The following is a 19633-nucleotide window of genomic DNA, read 5'->3' on the forward strand; positions in this document are numbered from 1 at the left end:
ACTCGCGGCGTGCTACGGAGCACCCACCTCGCCGAAGTTCGCGAGGATGGCGTTCAGGTCTCCCAGGTCCACCCAACCGTTGCGGGTTAGGTCGGCCAAGCTGGACGTGGTGCCGAAGAGGGCCAGCACGTAGTTTAGGTCCGACAGGTTCACGGCGCCGTCGTCGTTCAGGTCGCCGTTCTTCAGTGAGAAGTCAGCTACGGTCGCGCCGGCGACGACGCGGTTCGGCAGAACCTGCCGCAGCCACGTTCCGCCCTTGGCCGCGATGTCATACGTGCCACCCACCACGGATGCAATGTTGTAGTTACCGGAGCCGTCCAGCACCACTGGGTAGCTCTCCACGAGAGTGGTAGTTCCGGGGATGCGGAACTCGATGGTCATCCCGATTCCGGCGGGCGACACGTCGAGGAAGTCCAGCGCGATGCGCCCGCTCAGACTGCCCGGCTCCGCGCACTGGAAGCCGACGACCTTGAAGGCGTCCACACCCGCCTCGACCACCGAACCGCCGCCGAGGTCGGAAGCCGTGAAGCGAACGCGCACGGTGCTTGTCGGCGCCACGAAATCGCTGACCAAGAAGCTGTTCACGAACCAGCCGCCACTCACTTGGCTGCCCGTGGGTCCGACCTGTTCGGCTAACACCCAAGTCGCCCCATTGTCGTTCGACACGTGAACGTCGAAAACATCCTCATAGGGATTGGAGCCGTAGGAGTTGTGGAACCACCGAGCGTAACTCACGACCGCATCGGTGCCGGTCAAGTCCAGCACCGGTGAGATGAGGTAGGTGCTTCCACCGTCCACGTCGGTGTCACCTGCACCATTCTGCGTGACGTAGCAGTATCCGCTGCCGTCGTAATCCGTTGGTGGGTCGCCTCGGGCGCCGCCACCGTTCGGGATGGCCCGCTCCCACGCGCCCGCTGTTAGGCCTGCGCTGTTCTGAACGGTCCAACCCTTGTTCGTTTGGAAGTTGTCCTCGAACAGCGTGATCACCGCGGAGGCCGAGTACGTCACATAGGCTCCGTTCGGAGCGTTAGCCGGGCTCTTGTAGATGCCGCCCGTGGTGGTCTCGGCGCTCACATAGTATCGAATCTGACTGCCGCAGGGCGCCCCGGGGAACGTGGCAAGGTACTTGTTAGGTTCCGTCTGGGTCATAGGAACGGCGTTGAAGCCCGAACCGGTGTCGTAGTGGAACATGCCGGTGCCGGGCTGCGGAACGTTTCCGTACTCCCCTACCACTTCCACTCGCATGGTGGTACCGCCCGAGGGATTGACAGCGGCCGGTCTACCGTCCGGGAACTCGAACTTCAGGCCCGCTGCGCACACGCCTTTCGGATTGGCCAGGGCGTTGCGAAGGCCGGAGTGGTTGCACCCCGTGCCGCTGTTATAGCCGCCCGTGGACGTACATCCACCGTGCGTATGAATGCCTATGGTCTCACCGGTATTCTCGTTGATGACGGGCGAGCCAGAGTTGCCTCCCGTGGTATCGGTGGCATATCCTAGCTGCGTGCCACTGAACAACGAGTAGGGGCCAACGTGCGTCTTCTGCACTTGGTTCCACGTCGGCGACACCGGCGAGGAGACCGTGCCGTACCCGGTGATGCGGATGCTCTGCCCCTGCACAGGCGGCGGGGTCGCAGCCAGAACGTACGAGGCTCCTTGGGCTTGATAGGGTGTTAGACCCGTCGTACTATTCGGAAAGCAGCCGTAGTAGCACCAGTCGTTACCCACACCGCCATTCGTGAACTGAATGGAGGAGTCGTCCACCGCATACTGATCGCTCGGTGGCGGGTGGACGATGCTACCGTTGCCATTCGAGAGGGGGACGTTGAACTCTGCCACATCCAGGCTTCCTCCGCTCGCACAGTGGCCTGCGGTGAGCATACACCGATTCTGATCATCTATCATCCAGCCGGTACAACCCACAGGAACCATCCTGCAGGCTCTCGGGTCGTACGAGAGCTGGCGGTCGTCGGTGCTCCCGCAGATGGACTGAATGGACACATCGCCGCCCGGCAATCCGCCGGTCGCCTCGGTGATGACAATGCGATTGGGAAGGCCGTTCGGCGCGGCGAACAGCTCTAGCAACACTGCGGGACCGTTGAAGTACGCACTCGTGTTTCGCCACTCGCGGATCGTCCTCGCGTTCAGAAGCTGTACCGCCCCATCGGTGAGCGAGGTGATACGCAAGGTCGAGCCCTCGGGATGGGTTAGGCCGTCCCCTAGAATGGCAACTCCGAATCGAAGGCGGACCCAATCGGCATTCGGTACGTACACGGTCTCCGACCACACGAGCGCCGGCTCGGTCTCTGTGTTGAAGACGAGGCCGGAGTCCACGGATATCGGTGTACTGAAGCTGGGCAGTTCGGCCGTCTGAGCAAGGGCAGAGCCCAGTGATGCGCCCGCAACGAGGATCGCGGCGAGCAGACGATGTAGCGACGTCGCGCAGGTAGATAGACGCAAGAGCATGCTGGTCTCCTTTTCGTCAGGCTGCAGGATGCAAGCCCCCTGCCAATCAGAACAATGGCGATAGTTCTGCGGTTCCCCCCGTCATCGGCTGGGTCTCGCTCCCGCTGCCCGGGGGTTTACCGTCTCGGCGATGGAAGACAGGGGCAAACCGGTAGATCTGGCAGGACGATCCGCTTGCATTGGAACCCGATTTCTGATACCTTGTAGAGAGCAAAGGCGAATCCGCTTCGAGCAATCCTGCTGTTCCGACCTAACAGAAGCATCGCTAGACGAAAGCAAGAGTTCTTTCTCTTGTCTGTGCAACTGCTATGGGGCCGAACCTAGGCGGCCCCATTCTCTTCGTGCTCCCTCGGCGGCGACCCTCGATGGGGCTATACCAGCGTGAAATGATCCCCGTTGTACGGCACACAGCACGGCCAGCCGAGCGTATCACGCATCCTCTGACGGAGAGCGTTGGCAGCCGGTGGTTCCCCATGCACCACGAAGGTCATCTTCGGCGGCTTTTTGAACCTAGAAAGCCACTCCATGATCTCGTCACTGTCGGCATGCGCCGACAGGGCATCAATCCGGACGATCTCCGCCTTTACGTTCACTTCTTCACCGTAGATACGTACCCACTGTTCTCCGTCCACAAGCCGCCGACCGAGTGTCCCCTCCGCCTGAAATCCTACGAAAAGCACCGTGTTGCGCTCGTCCTCCAGCCGGTGCAACAGGTGATGGACGATACGCCCGCCGTTACACATGCCTGAGGATGAGATGATGACCATCGGTCCTCGTGTGGTGTTCAGCTTCTGCGACTGTTGCTGCGTGGTGACAACTCGGACTCCGGGTCCGGCGAGTGGGTTGCCGACGCTCATCAGCAGTGCCATCTCCTTGTCGTGCTCCTCCACGAAGTCGGTGTGAAGTCGCGTGGCGGCAGCGGCCATCGGGCTGTCCAGGTAGATGGGCAACTCCGGCAGTTCGCCGCGTTCTCGCAGGCCGTGCAACAGGTAGAGCACCTGCTGGGCCCTTCCGATCGCGAAGGCCGGGATCAGCAGAACCCCTTCGCGGTCTGCCGTTCGGCGCACCACCTCGGCGAGCGTCTGGGCTACGTCTACGTCTTTAGGATGCACCCTATCGCCATAGGTGGATTCCTGAACCAAGTAGTCGGCATATTCGATAACGTCCGGGTCGTTGATGATAGGCGTGCCGTTACGGCCGAGGTCGCCGCCGAACAACACCGTCTCCCCCGACGGCATGGCGATCTCGACGAAGGCGGATCCCAGTATGTGTCCGGCGCAGTGGAAGCGGAAGACGAGGCCTTCGGCCAGCTCATGCCATGTGTAGTATTCCCTTCGTCGGATCAGCTTCATTGCGTGATGGGCATCCTCGATGGTGTAGAGCGGCAGGGCGGGGCGATGGTCGGTGTATCCCCGTTTGTTGGCGAAGCGAGCCTCTTCTTCTTGAAGATGGGCGCTGTCGGGAAGCGAGATGGCGCAGACGGCGCCGGTCGCCGGTGTGCAGTACACGGGGCCGTGAAACCCTTCTTTGACCAGCCTCGGCAGGTACCCGATGTGGTCTATGTGGCCGTGAGTGAAGATGACCGCATCGATGGACGCGGGCTCCACCGCAAAGGGGCTCCAGTTGAGCGCCTTCAGCTCGCGCCTGCCCTGGAACAGGCCACAATCCACCAGCACACGATGCTTGCCGCACGTGAGGAGATGGCGAGAGCCGGTAACGGTGCCGGCTGCGCCGAGGAAGTCCAGTCGAGCTTGTAGGGGCATAGGCTCGGTTTCTCGCCCTCGTCCGGCGCTTCCTTCGCCGAAATAGATTGCCACGAGGCCACAAGTTCAGTGAAAGCGCTGACATTTAGTTGCACTAAATGTTTATATCGGCTCAATACGGCAGGCAGATGCGGCTCTTTCGCGGGAACTTCTGGACATATCGGATGGTTAGACTGGATGGAACGTAGCGTGAAGGGCGCAGTTGGTCCCACTTTTGCAGGGCTTTCACGCTAGGCCCTGCTCGCTCCGGAGTGGGCCGAACGCTCTCCATGCGGAAGGAGGTCGAAGTGCGAAAGCTCATCCGGATGATGGTGTCGGCAGGCGCGTTGACGGTTGTGCTCTCGCTGGGTGCCTCGGCACAGTTCGCCAAGGCGGGAGCTTCGGGCCCCGTGGCCGAACGGTCGGTCACGCTCTCGTTCTCTCCCGAAGATGTCCAGTTCGGTCGGCTTCAGGATTACGAGACAGTGACCATGCGGGACCTGGAGATACGGGTACGAACGGGCGAGCCGGTGCTTCCGGTCCGCTACGTGCGAATCGCTCTTCCGATTGGCTACGAGGCGTCGCACCTGCGGGTGGAGGTAAGCGAACCGCTCGTGATCCCCGGAACCCACAGGATTGCACCGGGCACCGACCCTGTACCGCTTTCTGCGCCTCCACAGCAGCCGAGACTGGTCGAGGGGCCTGTGTATAGGTCGAGTCGGGCCTATCCGGGAGAGTTGGGAGAGTTGATCGGCACGGGAAGCAAGTCCGGGTATCCGATTGCCGATGTGGCCGTCTACCCCCTGCAGTACGAGCCCGGGAGCGGTAAGCTGACACTTTACCAGCAGATCCGTGTGTCTGTCACCGCAGTTCCGAAGCCGGCCGAAGCCATGGTTACTGTCCGCTCGGGCTGGGCCGAAGAGGTCGTGCGCGAGGCGGTTCAGAAGTTGGTGGACAACCCCGCGGACGTGCCGTGGTCGGCCGCGTGCATGACGGGCGACGACGTGACGGCTGCATCCGACGATACGGTCGAATACCTCATCATCACAAGTTCCGGTCTGGCCGCCACCTTCCAGCCGCTCGCTGACTGGAAGACCAAGAAGGGCGTGAAGACCGAGGTGCTCACGCTAACGTGGATCTACGCGAACTACTCCGGCGAGCAGTCAGGCGACAACCAGGACCGCATACGCCACTGCATCAAGGACTACTGGCAGAACCGTGGGACGTTGTACGTGCTGCTCGGAGGGGATGTCAACGTCGTGCCCTATCGCGTGGCATACGCGATGGCGGACAGCAACGGAGCCGACCTCCCTTGCGACCTTTACTTCTCCGACCTGAACGGCACTTGGAACAACGACGGAGACTCCTTCTTCGGCGAGTATCCGAGTGACGGCATCGACATGTACGCTGACGTGTACGTCGGCCGCGCACCCGTGGGCTCTACCACGGAAGCGCAGCGCTTCGTGAACAAGGTGCTGCAATACGAGGCAGAGGCATCCCAGTCGCCTCTTCCCACGGACTATCAGCTCAAGGTACTGTTCCTCGCCTCCAGGTTGGACTCGAGTACCGACAGCGCCTTGCTTAAGAACACGATCCAATCGGAGAGCGTGCCCAGCCGCTTCACGTGCACGAAACTGTACGAGAGTTCCGGTAACCTGAGTCGAACTGCGGCGCTCAATGCCATCAATACCGGTTACAACTTGATCAACCACTCCGGGCATGGCAGTGACGATGTGATTCAGACGGGTGCCGACTACATCAACGGCAATGACATGTACAACCGCACGAACTCCCCGCGGTTCAGCGGAATCATGTACTCGCTATCATGTTACTCCGCCAACTTCCCGACGAACGACTGTCTTGCCGAGCGATTCGTGCTCTCCCCGAGCGGCGGAGGTTTCTACATCGGCAACAGCCACTATGGGTGGTACTGGGTAGGATATGGCAACCAGGGGCTGTCGCTAACGTTCGATCGGTACTTCTGGCGCGCCATGCTGAACCCGACTTATAACTACTATCCGTTAGGTCAGGCCCACGGAGAAGGCAAGGACTTCGGCGTGGCTGCCGCTAAGTCGAGCGCGCACGATCGGTACTGCCTGTATGAGCTCAACCTCTTCGGCGATCCCGAGACTCCGCTTTGGAAGAACACACCCCAGGCACTCGCCGTTGAACATCCTGACGAAATCGTGGCAGGCACTAGCACCTTCCAGGTGAGCGTGACCTCCGGAGGCTCGCCGGTGAATGCGGCTACGGTGTGCCTATGGAAGCCGTCCGAGGTGTTCCTTACTACCACCACGAACCCGTCCGGCGTGGCTACCTTCACACCATCGCCTGCGACGTCTGGCACCATGTACGTGACTGCGACCAAACGTGACTATCTTCCGGCACAGGGTCAGGCAACGGTGTCGGTCGGTAGCCTGACGGGTTTCGTGACTCTCGAGCATCTAGCAGTCTCGCCCGGCGGCAAGATCATTACCATCGAGTTTCGCACACCTGGGACAACGAACGTGGTGAAGACGTACGACGCCGTCCTGCAGGGCACGGGTGAGTACAATGTCCAGTTCTGCATGGCCGGCACCTACGACCTGTCACTCAAGTACGCCAATTGGCTGCGACAGACCCTGCCCTCCGTGACAGTGGGTATCGGCACGTCCGCCGACTTCGTACTGAAGAACGGCGACTGCGACGGGAACAACTCGGTGGACATTCAGGACCTGAATATGGGTCTTGCCTGCTTCGGAGCGTCCGGCTTGGGTGATCTCGACGGGGACGGCGTGGTAGCCCTGACGGACCTCAACATCATTTTGATGAACTTCGGCGCGACGGGCGATCTATAGCACTGGTGCTTGCGCTCGTCTCTAGGTGGGTGGCTGTGGTACCCACAGCCACCCACTAACGTGTGTGAATCGCTCTCGCCTCGGTGTCTAGCTGCGCAGCCCTCGCACCGTCATGCTGAGCGCGTCGAAGCATGTGCTCGTACACTGCCAATTCTCGATTCGGGATACTGACATTGCGGTCTTAGGCTGCATGCTTCGACGAGTTCGGCATGACGAAATAGGTGCCGGGAATGAGAGTGGACAGGCGGCTACTTCCCGTTCTTCGGGAGAATCAGACGGAAGGTAGTGCCCTGACCGACTTCGCTCTCCGCCTCCAAGCGGCCGGAGTGCAGCTCGGCGATCTTCCGCACGATGGAGGTCCCGAGACCGGTACCACCCACCTTGCTACTTTCCGCCGTACCTGCGAGCACGCGATCCAGGACGTCGCGCGTCATGCCGCACCCGGTGTCCGCAATACTCAGCACTACCTCTGTGTCCGTCTCGTGCATGTTCAGGGCTACTCGACCACCTTCGGGGGTTGCGTCCAGCGCATTGAGTGTTAGGTTGTAGATCGCACGCTCCAGCATCACCTCGTCGAAGGGGACGATGATCGGTCCGTTGACGTTTGCGACTAGCTCGATGTTATTCTGCCGTGCACGGCGCTGCTGGTTGAGAAACTCGCGAACGGCAACCAAGCTGATGTCTCCCATATGCTTGGACACAGCTAGGTCTTTGCCTTTGGCCAGGTCTGCGATGAGCTGAGCGTACCGCTGTGTTCGCTGCGCGCCGTCCACGATAACCGATGCGATCTCGCGCAATGAGTGCAGCGGCTCGATATCCGGTTCTACCCCGAGCGTTTGGAGTGTGTTTGCTAGCGACTCCACATCAATCATCAGTGTCATCGCGCCCATGGTGAGCGGAGCCACCTTGTTCTTGATGTCGTGTGCGATGTCACCCATTGCCTGCAGTCCCGTGGCCTTCTTCGCCTCGTCCGCGAGTTGGGAGTTGCGTATCACCATCGCGGAGACGCTGCCCACTATCTCCAGCAGCAGCAGGTCGGACTCCGTGAACGGGCCGCTGCGCTTGTTCAACACTTGAACGACACCTACTGGCTCGGCACCGGCGACCAGCAGCGGCACCGTGATGAGGCAGCGGGTAGTCCGCTCGGTGACCTCGTCGTAGCGAGAGTCGTGCTCTTCCGATCTCTCAACCTCGTTGTCTACCCTACTCTTTCGCGCAACGAAAGCGGCCCCCGCAATACCTTGCGTGTCGGGAAAGCTGTGACCACGCAGGCGCTCGTTCATTTCGGCCGGGATCACGTAGGCGAAGGTGAGCGTGCGCAAGACGGGATCGTGCATGTAGATCGTCCCGCCTTCCGCGTCCACCAGGTCCACGCACACCTTCAGAATGCTCCGGAGCGAGCTGCCCACACTCGGGTTGGAGGACAGCACGGAGGTCATTGCGTGGATGGCCGACACTAGGCGCTCCGCCTCACTCATATCGCCGGATTCTACCGCAGCAAGCCGTCACACGTTCCGTGCATTTCGCCCGACTCGGCCAGGGCCGGATTGGAAAACGGAGCGCTTCGCGGGGTATGAAGGACGCCATGGGCTCCACACCCGACTCCGCCATTACTCCCGCCGTGTACCGAGGCATGGGCATCTCCGACACCGAGTACGAGCTAATCGTGAGCAAGCTGGGCCGGGAGCCCACCTACACGGAGTTGGGGATGCTCGCCGTGATGTGGAGCGAGCATTGCGGCTACAAGTCTTCTCGAAACGTGCTCCGTCTGTTCAAGCGTTATGCCGATGCGCTGGAGGGCGAGGGCTTCGAGAACGCCGGAATCGTGGACATCGGTGACGGACTGGGTATCGCGATGAAGATGGAGAGCCACAACCATCCGAGCGCGGTCGAGCCGTACAACGGGGCGGCAACGGGCGTGGGCGGCATCCTTCGAGACATCTTCACCATGGGGGCCAGGCCGATCGCGAGCCTCAACTCTTTGCGCTTCGGGCCTATCCGCGACGGCGATGGTCCGTCGGAGGAGGTCGCGAGAAACCGCTACCTGTTCGAGCACGTGGTCGCGGGAATCGGCGGCTACGGAAACTGCGTGGGGGTGCCCACGGTGGCCGGGGAGGTGCTCTTTCACCCACGCTACAGTGGGAACCCCTTGGTAAACGCTATGGCAGTCGGAGTAGTTCGGCTCGACAGCATCGCATCCGCGCGCGCCGACGGCCCCGGCAATCCTGTGCTGTACGTTGGAAGCTCCACTGGCAAGGACGGCATCCACGGTGCCACGTTTGCCAGCGACACGCTCGGAGAGGACTCCGAAGCCAGTCGCCCCAATGTGCAAATCGGCGACCCGTTCGCCGAGAAGCTGTTGATCGAGGCCACACTGGAGGCGCTAGAGACTGGTGCCATAGTGGGCATTCAAGACATGGGGGCTGCCGGCCTAACATGCTCTACGTGCGAGATGTCTGCCAAGGGCGGAGTGGGCATGGAGATCGAGATTCGGAAGGTGCCCCTCCGCGACCGCGATATGAGCCCCTACGAGGTGATGCTCTCCGAGAGCCAGGAGAGGATGCTAGCGGTAGTGCAGCGCGGGAGAGAGGAGGAGGTGCGTAGGGTCTTCCATAAATGGGAATTGGCCGCCGAGGTGATCGGACAGGTAACAGAGGGCGGACGCGTGCGTGTCACCGACGACGGTCAGGTCGTCGCCGACATTCCTGCCAAGATGTTGACCGATGAGTGTCCGGTATATGACCTGGAGGCTCGGATGCCCGAGGTGGCGAGAAAGGCAACCGAGTTCGATCCGCACAGCATCGCCGAGTCGCCGGACTACGGTGAAGCGCTTCTGAAGCTGCTCGCAAGCCCTAACATCGCCTCCAAGCGCTGGGTATACGAGCAGTACGACTATCAGGTGCAGACGCAGACAGCGCTCCTTCCCGGACGCGGAGATGCCGCGGTCTTGGCCTTGCGGGATACGCAGAGGGGGATCGCACTGTCCGTAGATGGCAACGGACGCTACTGCTTCCTCGACCCTTATGAGGGTGGTCGGCACGCGGTCGCGGAAGCTGCGCGTAACGTTGCATGTGTGGGCGCAAGACCTCGCGCGGTGACCGACTGTCTCAACTTCGGCGACCCGAACGACCCTGCGGTGTATTGGCAATTCAAAAATGCCGTTCGCGGGATCGCCGAGGCCGCGGAGCAACTAGGTACCCCGGTCATCAGTGGCAACGTCAGCTTCTATAACGAAAGCCCGACGGGAGAGGTACTGCCTACTCCTACCATTGGCATGTTGGGTGTGCTGGAGGACGCTTCGGCACGTATCGGCATGGGCTTTCATGGTGGGAGTGGACTGATCTTCGTGCTGTGGCGACCTGCTGGCGCCGTTCGGCACTCTGGCATCGGGGCGAGCGAGTACTTGGCGGTATGCCATGGGATTGAGGATGGACTGCCCGTGCACGTGGACCTGGATGCGGAGCGGGCCGTGTGCGAGTTCCTGTTCTGCGCCGCTCACGAGCGCATCGTGGACAGCGCTCACGACAGCTCGGACGGTGGCCTGGCCGTGGCCCTAGCAGAATGCTGTATCACCGGAGACGTAGGTGCGTACTGCATGTTCGGAGGTGACATGACTCCACAGTCCGCGGCCGCACTCGGGGACATTGCATCGGGCAGTCCGGATCTGCGAGCGATGATAGGTCGAGCGGTGGTGGGGGCTCCACTTCAGCACAACCCTTTCACATGGAGTCGCTCCCCGGCGGCGCTGCTGTTCGGCGAGGTAGCCCCTATGGTGCTACTGGGCATCATCGCGGATGATAGGCTCGAAGCACGCAGGGAGGCCCTGCACCGACTGGGGAAGGAATTGCGGCTCGAGGTTCGTTGCATGGGTGCATACGACGCAAGCCTTCGGGAGATCGTAGTGGTTGGAGCGGCGGAACCTTGGGTGCGTGTGCCGGTCGCGGAAGCGCGCGCGGCGTACGAGGGTGCTATCCCCTCCGCGATGGGTGAGCCGGCAGCCATTCCGGCGTAGGGAAGCACGCTAATGAGGGGCTTCGCACAAGTCCTATCCCAGGTGGTCCGCCGGTGGCGATCCGATGCCCTACCCCATCACGCTGCCGCTCTTGCCTTCTACACCCTACTGGCCCTTGCACCACTGCTCGTCGTGTTGTTGGCTGCCGTCGGCTACGTGTATGGCTTCGAGGAGACGCAGGCACGAGTAGTGGAGGGCGTCAGTCTACGCATCGGTGAGGATGCAGGACGACTAGTCCACCGCATACTATCGGGAGTAGGCGTCCACACGGGGGGCGTGCTGACCACCGCGGCAAGCCTGTTAGTGTCCCTCTTCGCCGCGTCAAACGTCTTCTACCAGGCCAAGTTCTCCATAGACACCATCTGGCGCGTGGGACGCACCACCTGGGGTGCAGCACAGGTTGCTAAGAAAAGGTTGCTCTCGGCTGCACTCGTATTCTGCGCGGCTTCCCTGGTTCTCTGCTGGCTGATCCTCGATGCCACGGTCCGCCTGCTGCGGGAGTGGCTGAGTGACTGGCTCCCATCGTGGTTGCTCCATCGTGGCTTTGCAGAACCTATCATCACCTGGTTCCTGGTTACACTCATGTTCGCCATCCTTTACGTGACCTTGCCGCCCGAACGCATCGGCATGCGTCATGTGTGGGCCGGCGCCGCGATCGGTGCGCTCTTGGTGGCGACGGGCCAGCGCTTGCTTCTATGGTACGTCGAGGTGGCGGGCGTGCAATCGGCGTATGGCGCCGCCGTCGGCCCGGTGTTGGTGTTGCTCTGGGTATATGTGTCTTCGCTCGCGTTCTTCCTCGGAGGGGAGATGGTGCTGGCCTCTTGCCGCCCGGACCGGCCCCAACCACTTCCGACCATCACTTAGATTCTGCGGACCTTCGGGCTCGCGTTCCGTTATGCTGAGCCTGTCGAAGCAGGTGCTCGCCCGGCGCATGCTCTCTGGCAAGGCTACTACCATCGCGGCTTTTTGCTGCATGCTTCGACAGGCTTGTATGGTTGCGGTGACCAGCCCTGCAGGGAGGATGTCGGTTCCGTGTCTCCCTCAATCATGGGAACTCAGACAGCGGAGGCGGTAACCGATTGCTCGGTGATGGCCACCATGCGCTGAAGCGCCTGCAGCGCGTGGCGCTTGGTTTGCGGCGGGACCTCGATGCGGTTGACGACGCGCCCGGCGACCAGATTCTCCAGCACCCAGAGCAGGAACGACGGGTGGATGCGGTACATGGTGCTGCAAGGACACGTGATGGGGTCGAGACAGAAGATCAGCTTGTCGGGGTTCTCATCCGCCAGTCGCTTGACCAGGTTGATCTCTGTGCCGATGGCCCACTTCGTGCCCGGCGCGCCCGCCGTCACGGTCTTGATGATGAACTCAGTGGAGCCGAAGCTGTCGGCGGCATCCACCACATCTTTGGTGCACTCGGGGTGCACGACGACGTTGATACCGGGGTGGACCTTGCGGGCGAGTCGAACCTGCTCTAGGGTGAAGCGCATATGCACGGAGCAGTGCCCCTTCCAAAGCAGGAATGTGGCTTCGCGGATGCGCTCGGGCACGTTGCCGCCGAAGGGCTGGTTGGGATCCCACACCAGCATGTCGCGGTCCACGTCAAAACCCATGCGCACTGCGGTATTTCGCCCGAGATGCTGGTCCGGGAAGAACAGTACCTTGTCGCCTTGCCCCAAAGCCCAGGACAGCACCTTCGACGCGTTGGAACTGGTGCACACGGCGCCACCACGCTCACCAACGAAAGCCTTGAGGGCGGCGGCTGAGTTCATGTAGGTGATTGGGACCACCCGAGCGATGTCCGTGACCTCTTCGAGCTGCCTCCACGCCTGCCGAACCTGGAAGGTGTTCGCCATATCCGCCATGCTGCAACCCGCCGAGAGGTTGGGCAGAATGACAATTTGGTGGTCTGCGGACAACATGTCGGCACTCTCGGCCATGAAGTGCACGCCGCAGAACACGATGTAATCCGCTTCCGGGCGCGAGGCTGCATCCCGGCACAGCTTGTAGCTGTCTCCCCGGTAGTCGGCATACCGGATGATGTCGTCGCGCTGGTAGTGGTGGCCCAAGATGACCAATCGACTGCCCAGGACCTGCCGTGCGGCCTGGATTCGCTCGTGGGTCTCGGACTCCGATAACGAGACGTATTCCGCTGGTAGAGGCGGTTGGTACACGGGTTGCGACCCCTTCCTCGGCGCGCAGTCCGGGTTGGACGGACGGGGATGTTGCGCGTCGTTAGGAAAACGCGTAGCTGCTCTATTCTACCACAGATGCTAAGAGATCGTTAGCCTGGTATAGACGAATATCTCTGGTGCTGCGATGCCTCTATCGCTTGCGGTGGAGGCACAGGTGGCGTGACCCGGAGAAGGAGCAGTCTCCACTGCAGGAACAGCGGCGTCATCGGGGCGCTGAGCCAACTATCTCCAGAGCAGCACGCTTCCAACGCAAGCGGTAGAGGCACATGGGAATGGGAAATTCCGGCATTCTGCCCAAGCGTCAGGAACTGCGCCGGGTCTCGGCGAGCAGCCGGTCCAGCTCTTCCTCGCTCATCTGGACCAGCTCGGCCTCGCGGCGGGCGACGCGTTCGGAGTACTCAGTGCGATACTCACGACGGTACTTCGCCAGGAGATAGTGCCGTTTTGCCTCTGGGGTGTCGCATACGAGGGGCGGCACCGGCGCGGGCTTGCCGTCCCGCAGTGCCACCATTGTCACGTAAGAGCTGTTCGTGTGTCGCACCTCGCCCGTCTGCACATTCTCCGAGTGCACCTCGATGCCGATGCCCAGCGACGTACGTCCGACGTGATGTACCTGGGCGGTCAGGTGGACGAGCTCGCCTACTTCGATGGGCGAGTGGAAGTCCACACGGTCGAAGGAGGCTGTGACGCACACGGTCCCGGCGTATCGAGCTGCGCACACATATGCGGCCTTGTCAATCATCGCGAGGAGGGCGCCGCCGAAAAGCTTGCCGAGGAAGTTCGCCATCTCCGGCGTGGCAAGCTCGGAGATGCGGACTTCGGTGTCGCTTGCCGCTTGCTCAGCCCTCACGTTGTGCGCCGTAGATAATCTCCACGAACTCGTGGGCATCGAGGCTAGCACCACCCACCAACGCCCCGTCAATCTCCGGCTGGTGCAGCAGGCCTTTCGCGTTAGAGGCCTTCACGCTTCCGCCGTAAAGCACGCGAATGTTGTCCGCCGGCTCCTCTCCCGCCAGCTCCGATAGAATTTGGCGGATGGTGCCGCACACGCGATTGGCCTCTTCGTCGTCGCAAGTCTGTCCGGTACCAATAGCCCAGACGGGCTCGTACGCAACGACCAGCCCGTACATCTCGTCGGGCTCCACTCCCCGCAACGCGCCGGTGAGCTGAGTGCGAACGATGTCGTCCGTCTTGCCCGCCTGCCGCTCTTCCCAAGTCTCCCCCACGCAGAGGATAGGCTGGATGGAGTGGAACAGCGCGCACTTAACCTTGCGGTTGACGGTCTCGTCAGTCTCGCCGAAGTATCCCAGCACAGGCCTCATCTCGTCCGAAGGCTGGCCGAATCTGCCCCGCGTCTCCGAGTGCCCTACGATTACGTAGTCTACGCGCAGGTCCATTAGCATCAGGGGTGAGATCTGTCCGGTATATGCCCCCGACTCCAGCCAGAACATGTTTTGCGCACCGACTTTGATATGGCTGTCTCGGAGCTCGTCCTTCACCCTCTCGATGGCCGTAAACGGCGGGCACACCACCACGTCTACGTCCGGACGCTGATCTACGCGCTCGACTATGCCCTGCACGAGAGCACAGGCTTGTGGCCCGGTCATGTTCATCTTCCAGTTGCCCGCGACGAGCTGAACACGCATACCTACACCTCGATAAGGGTTGGCTCCACAGAAATGGCGACCTTCTCCCTTAGTGTGTTCGTGACGATGCAATACGAATCCGCCTTCTCCGCCATCTCCAGGATGAGTTTGCGCTGCTCTTCGGTGGGAGAGGCGACGCGGATGGTCGGTCGAATCTCGATGGATGTGTACTTCGGCAGCGGCGAGGAAGCGTCCACATGCCCGACCGCTTCGACCTGAACATCCTCGACGGGCAGCTTACGGTTCTCGGCGATGATGCCGAAGGTGATCGCATAGCATGCAGCAATGGCACAGCTGAGCAGTTGTTCCGGGTTGGCGGCGTTGCCGGGTCCTTTGAACTCCTCCGGCACAGCGAGTTCGGCCTGCACCTTGCTGTCCTCGGTGCGCACCGTACCGCTTCCCATTCGTCCCCCCGACCACGACACTCGAACCGGATAATCATGAATGCTGGACATGTCCCTATTATCACCTGATTTGGGGTTTGGGAGTCGATTCGGTCCCCGTCTGCCGGCGCCGCACCAATCGGGGAGGGCGGTTGGCAGCGGAATCGGGCTCAGGTACAGTATCCAGTAGAGGATGAGCGGGAAGTCAGCAAGAACGTCCGCAGACCGCCGAAACGCGGGGCGAAGGCGGGCCTCCAATCCCGTCAAGAGGCGCGTCAAACGCGCTCTCTCGTGGGTTGCGTTCATCCTGCTGAGCGCCTTCCTCCTCGGCTCGGTGTATTTCGGCGTGCTGCTCTATCGGGCCGACCAGACCATCCAGAGCATCTATGAGATCACGGCTCGCTCCGTATCCAAGCCCACTGTCTTCGCGAGCTCCGACGGCGTGCGCCTCGCAGAGTTTCGCACTGCATATCAAGAGCCGGCGAAGCTGGAAGAGATACCGAAGCACCTGCAGAACGCCACGATTGCGGCTGAAGATCGCCGCTTCTGGCAGCACTCGGGAGTAGACCCCGTCGCCATGGTTCGCGCGGGCTGGTCCATGCTGAGGGGCGGCTCTCTTCAGGGAGGAAGCACGCTGGCACAGCAACTTGCCAAGCGTCTATTCACCACCCAGGAGCGCACTATCGGGCGAAAGCTGCAAGATATGGCGCTGGCCATCCAGCTCGAGCGCCGGCTCACCAAACAAGAGATTCTGCGGCTCTATCTGAACCAGGTCTATTACGGCGGCGGCGCGTACGGGGTGAAGGCCGCAGCAGACATTTATTTCGACAAGCCGCTCAACCAACTCACACTCGGCGAGTGCGCGCTTCTCGCGCGACTCCCTCGCAGACCCTCGACCGAGAACCCGTTCGTCAGCAAAGAAGCGGCTCTGAGGAACCGCGACGTAGTGCTGGACCTCATGCGGGAGCAGGGGCTGATCGAAGCAGACGAGGCCGAAGCGGCGAAGCAGGAGAAGCCTCGTTTTGCAAGCAAGCGACCGTCCCTGGTGTCGCGGTGGCAAGCTCCCTACGCGGTGTCCGAGGCCATGCGCGAGCTGCGTGGCGTGATGGACCCGGAGCAACTCTATGCAGGCGGTTACCGCGTCGAGCTGACCATCAACATGAAGATGCAGTCAGCTGCAGAAGCCGCGCTGGCCGATGCGCTTAGGCAGTATCGCCGTCGCGGTGTGAGCGAGGGCGCCTCGATGGTAATGGACACTAACGGGCGCACGCTGGTGATGATCGGAGGGTCCAGCTTCGGCCGCAGCCAGTTCAATACGATAACTCAGGGCCACCGTCAACCCGGGTCGTCGTTCAAGCCGCTCATGTACGCCGTCGGTTTCGAGCTGGGCATACTGGGGCCGGAAGAGAGGGTGAGCGACAGCAAGAAGAGCTATCCGACCGGAGTGCCCGGACGTTTCTACACTCCATCCAACGCGGACGGCAGGTACATGGGCAGCATCACCGTCCGCACCGCCCTGCGCCTCTCCAGGAACTGCGCCGCTGTATACGCAAACTCCCTTATCGGCCCAAGACGGGCTGCCGACGAGATCACGGCACGTTTCGGCTTTCGCAGCAAGATTGAGCCGGTGTTGTCGCTCCCGCTCGGCGCGTCTGCGGTACGGCCGATCGAGATGGTGGAAGCCTTCAGCACCTTCGCTACGGGCGGCACCCGCGTCCGACCCTACCTCGTTGAGCGCGTGCTGACGCCAGAGGGTGTGACCGTTCATCGCGGTTCTGCTCAGATGTGGCGGGGGGTGATCAGCGTCACCACGGCTCAGGCGATGGACTCCATCTTGCGAGACGCGGTGACGCGAGGAACGGGCAGCGGGGCGCGAAGCGTGGAGGGCGCACGTGGCAAGACGGGAACCACTTCGGACCACCGCGATGCCTGGTTCATCGGCTACGCTGGCAACCATATCGGTGTGGTGTGGGTGGGCAACCCGCTGTATCTCGAGAATGAGAAACGGTGGGTGTACCGGCCGATGCCTGGCATTTACGGGGGTACGGTCCCGGTCACCGTGTGGGCCAGGATGATGAACGCCGTCATCCGTATCGCTGGCTCGCCCGATCGTCCTGAGCCGGAGTCCGAGAGCCGCCGCGACATGGTGGTGGTCTCAGTGTGCGAAGAGACGGGGCAGGTAGCCACGAAATATTGCCCCTCCACTGTACGCCGCTCGTTCGTCGCGGGAACGCAGCCGACCAGTGCCTGCCCTGTGCACGTAGGCGAGGACGAGCCTGTCGTGACGGTGGACGAACCTGCGGTTAGGAGCGGCGTAGAGCCCCCGGTGCAGGAAGTGCAGCCGCCGGGTCTGGGCCGGGGCGAAGTAACGATCTGGATCTGCGCGGAGAGTGGCAAGCCCGCCAACGCCTACTGCCCCGAGGCGATCCCGAGGAGATTTCCAAAGGATCGTGTGCCGCCTGGGCTATGTGACCTGCACGGTCCGGGGAGGCCGCGGTGACCACACTAACCCCTGCGAACAAGCCGAACGATGCTGCGCCGTTCGACCGTAGACGCGCCTATGCGCTGCTAACTGTCGTGCTCGGGCTGCTCGGCGTGCTGCTTGCGCGCTTGTGGTACCTACAGGTGGCCCTCGGACCGGAGATCGAGCGAGAAGCCGAGCGCTACCGCACGAAGAGCCTGCGCCAGCCTCCCATGCGTGGTAAGATTCTCGACCGCAACGGCGAGCTGGTCGCCAAGGTGCAAGCACAGGATGTGCTTACGATGGTGCCCGCCGAGGCTCTGGATCAACACCAGACCATCGCTTTCGTCGCTCGAGTGCTCGGAGAACCGAAGGAACGAATCTACAAGATCCTTAAGGCAGCGCCGAACCGCAACCTTCCGACGCCGGTGGCGGTGGGTCTCACTCCCGAGCAGTATGTGGCCCTTTCGGAGGAGCGCTTCTTGCACCCCGCAATCCAGATCACGGAGAAACCAATTCGCGTTTATCCGGATGGTGTCAGCTTCAGCCACGCGGTAGGCTATGTCGGGCCAGCTTCAGAGGCAGATCTGAAAGAGTTCTCCGGCGCAGACTTCGATCCCGGGGACTTCGTCGGCAAGGTCGGCGTGGAGCGTCATCAGGAACGAGTGTTGCACGGCCAGCCCGGCGTCGAGGCGATGGAGGTGGACGCGGTCGGTCGCCCTGTCGGGGCCTCGCTGATCACCGCTCGGCCACCGCGCCCGGGTGGCACGGTCGTGCTGACCCTGGATGGCAGGCTGCAGCGAAAGGCGAACGAGCTTCTGCGAGGTCGCCTCGGCGCGGTCGTAGCGATCGAGCCCAGAACCGGTGAGGTACTCGCGCTGACCGGCTCGCCGACCTTCGACGCGAATCTATTCGCGTCGCGCATCCTGCCCGAAGACTGGGCTGCACTTAGGGACGACCCCAACCAGCCCTTGCTGAACCGGGCACTGCAGTCCGCCTACCCGCCCGCTTCGACCTTCAAGATGCTTACCGCGATCGCGGCACTAAATGCCGGGCAGATCTCGATACGGTCCGGCGTGGTCTGTCGGGGGGCGTATCAGGTCGGCAAGAGGAGCTTTCGGTGCCACCGAACGCACGGCTACGTGGACTTCGTGGACGCCATCGCGCTGTCGTGCGATACCTTCTTCTATCACGCCGCTATGCGAACCGGGCCAGATCGGCTGCGCGACACCGCTGTGAAGGCCGGCTTCGGCGTTGCGAGCGGCGTAGACTTGCCGAGCGAGCGCAGCGGGCTGGTTCCGACCGATGCCTGGCTGGCGAAGAAGAAGCTCACGTGGCGGGGTGGCGACACGGCGAACATGGCCATCGGGCAGGGCTACCTACTGGCCACTCCGCTGCAGATGGCCAACTGGGCCGCGCTGCTCGCCAATCGCGGGGTGGCTTATCGCCCGTACCTCGTGCGCGCCGTGCTGGACCCGATGACGGACAAGACGCTGTGGCGAGCCGAGCCAGAGCGCAGGTTCCGCCTGGACACGTCGGCAGCCGGCTGGGATGCGATTCAGCGTGGGATGGTGCGGTGCATCGAGTCGGGCACGGGCACACATGCGCGAATCGAGGGTATTCGCTGGGCCGGGAAGACGGGCTCGGCCGAGCACACCAAGAGCAAGAAGACGCACGCTTGGTTCATAGGTTACGCTCCGGTGGACAATCCGCGGATCGCGGTTGCGGTGTTGTTGGAAAAGGCCGGCCACGGCGGCGAGCAAGCCGCCCCGATCGCAGCGGAGCTGGTCCGCACCTACCTCCAACCTAATGCCACTCCGCAACCCACTTCCCTCCCATCCCGCTGAAGGCCAGAGAGGGCCTGCGAAGCCGGAGTGGGGGGTTGGCTTGGGGG

12 protein-coding genes are annotated in these 19633 nt (G+C 62.1%); 5 read left to right on the forward strand and 7 right to left on the reverse strand.

Going from position 1 to position 19633, the window contains the following annotated elements; translation table 11 throughout:
* Positions 1 to 12: 12 nt before the first annotated feature.
* Both HRF45_09055 and HRF45_09060 read right to left on the reverse strand, forming a co-directional pair.
* Complete coding sequence (locus tag HRF45_09055; protein ID MEP0766671.1) at positions 13 to 2463, reverse strand: trypsin-like peptidase domain-containing protein; 2451 nt, start codon at positions 2461 to 2463, stop codon at positions 13 to 15.
* A 371-nt stretch (positions 2464 to 2834) separates the two neighbouring features.
* Entirely contained in the window at positions 2835 to 4226 is a 1392-nt protein-coding gene (locus tag HRF45_09060; protein MEP0766672.1) for an MBL fold metallo-hydrolase, read from the reverse strand.
* A gap of 287 nt (positions 4227 to 4513) precedes the next feature.
* Here HRF45_09060 and HRF45_09065 point away from each other — a divergent pair, with 287 nt between their 5' ends.
* A complete protein-coding gene (locus tag HRF45_09065) occupies positions 4514 to 7042 on the forward strand; it encodes a hypothetical protein (protein MEP0766673.1) in 2529 nt (842 codons plus the stop codon).
* A gap of 248 nt (positions 7043 to 7290) precedes the next feature.
* On the opposite strand, the gene HRF45_09070 is transcribed toward HRF45_09065, so the two are convergent.
* The gene (locus HRF45_09070; GenBank protein MEP0766674.1) at positions 7291 to 8520 is read right to left on the reverse strand and encodes a GAF domain-containing sensor histidine kinase; all 1230 of its coding nucleotides are present in this window, start codon (positions 8518 to 8520) and stop codon (positions 7291 to 7293) included.
* A gap of 107 nt (positions 8521 to 8627) precedes the next feature.
* On the opposite strand from HRF45_09070, the gene purL reads away from it, so the two are divergent.
* Positions 8628 to 11054, forward strand: a complete 2427-nt coding sequence (gene purL, locus HRF45_09075) for a phosphoribosylformylglycinamidine synthase subunit PurL (GenBank protein ID MEP0766675.1) — start codon at positions 8628 to 8630, stop codon at positions 11052 to 11054.
* Between the two features lie 12 nt (positions 11055 to 11066).
* The gene (locus HRF45_09080; protein ID MEP0766676.1) at positions 11067 to 11918 is read left to right on the forward strand and encodes a YihY/virulence factor BrkB family protein; all 852 of its coding nucleotides are present in this window, start codon (positions 11067 to 11069) and stop codon (positions 11916 to 11918) included.
* Between the two features lie 191 nt (positions 11919 to 12109).
* On the opposite strand, the gene nadA is transcribed toward HRF45_09080, so the two are convergent.
* From nadA to HRF45_09100, 4 genes are all read right to left on the reverse strand, one after another.
* Entirely contained in the window at positions 12110 to 13228 is a 1119-nt protein-coding gene (gene nadA, locus HRF45_09085) for a quinolinate synthase NadA (GenBank protein MEP0766677.1), read from the reverse strand.
* A gap of 322 nt (positions 13229 to 13550) precedes the next feature.
* On the reverse strand, positions 13551 to 14138 hold the full coding sequence (locus HRF45_09090; protein ID MEP0766678.1) for an acyl-CoA thioesterase: 588 nt from the start codon (positions 14136 to 14138) through the stop codon (positions 13551 to 13553).
* Complete coding sequence (locus HRF45_09095; protein ID MEP0766679.1) at positions 14089 to 14895, reverse strand: triose-phosphate isomerase; 807 nt, start codon at positions 14893 to 14895, stop codon at positions 14089 to 14091. The genes HRF45_09090 and HRF45_09095 overlap by 50 nt, the downstream gene beginning before the upstream one ends.
* A 2-nt stretch (positions 14896 to 14897) precedes the next feature.
* Complete coding sequence (locus HRF45_09100) at positions 14898 to 15350, reverse strand: OsmC family protein (protein ID MEP0766680.1); 453 nt, start codon at positions 15348 to 15350, stop codon at positions 14898 to 14900.
* 121 nt (positions 15351 to 15471) lie between these two features.
* On the opposite strand from HRF45_09100, the gene HRF45_09105 reads away from it, so the two are divergent.
* Positions 15472 to 17778, forward strand: coding sequence for a transglycosylase domain-containing protein (locus tag HRF45_09105; protein ID MEP0766681.1), 2307 nt, complete (start codon positions 15472 to 15474; stop codon positions 17776 to 17778).
* Positions 17775 to 19586 carry a penicillin-binding protein 2 gene (mrdA, locus tag HRF45_09110; GenBank protein MEP0766682.1) on the forward strand — a complete coding sequence of 604 codons (1812 nt, stop codon included), beginning with the start codon at positions 17775 to 17777 and terminating at the stop codon, positions 19584 to 19586. The genes HRF45_09105 and mrdA overlap by 4 nt, the downstream gene beginning before the upstream one ends.
* Positions 19587 to 19633: the final 47 nt, after the last annotated feature.

The organism is Fimbriimonadia bacterium, assembly GCA_039961735.1.
In the GTDB taxonomy this organism is placed as follows: Bacteria; Armatimonadota; Fimbriimonadia; order Fimbriimonadales; family JABRVX01; genus JABRVX01.

Excerpts from the sequence above, each read along its gene's own strand:
- HRF45_09055 (MEP0766671.1), bottom strand. The coding sequence starts at position 2,463 with ATGCTCTTGCGTCTATCTACCTGCGCGACGTCGCTACATCGTCTGCTC.
- HRF45_09060 (MEP0766672.1), bottom strand. The coding sequence starts at position 4,226 with ATGCCCCTACAAGCTCGACTGGACTTCCTCGGCGCAGCCGGCACCGTT.
- HRF45_09070 (MEP0766674.1), bottom strand. The coding sequence starts at position 8,520 with ATGAGTGAGGCGGAGCGCCTAGTGTCGGCCATCCACGCAATGACCTCC.
- purL (MEP0766675.1), top strand. The coding sequence starts at position 8,628 with ATGGGCTCCACACCCGACTCCGCCATTACTCCCGCCGTGTACCGAGGC.
- HRF45_09080 (MEP0766676.1), top strand. The coding sequence starts at position 11,067 with ATGAGGGGCTTCGCACAAGTCCTATCCCAGGTGGTCCGCCGGTGGCGA.
- HRF45_09090 (MEP0766678.1), bottom strand. The coding sequence starts at position 14,138 with ATGCCCACGAGTTCGTGGAGATTATCTACGGCGCACAACGTGAGGGCT.
- HRF45_09095 (MEP0766679.1), bottom strand. The coding sequence starts at position 14,895 with ATGCGTGTTCAGCTCGTCGCGGGCAACTGGAAGATGAACATGACCGGG.
- HRF45_09100 (MEP0766680.1), bottom strand. The coding sequence starts at position 15,350 with ATGTCCAGCATTCATGATTATCCGGTTCGAGTGTCGTGGTCGGGGGGA.
- HRF45_09105 (MEP0766681.1), top strand. The coding sequence starts at position 15,472 with ATGAGCGGGAAGTCAGCAAGAACGTCCGCAGACCGCCGAAACGCGGGG.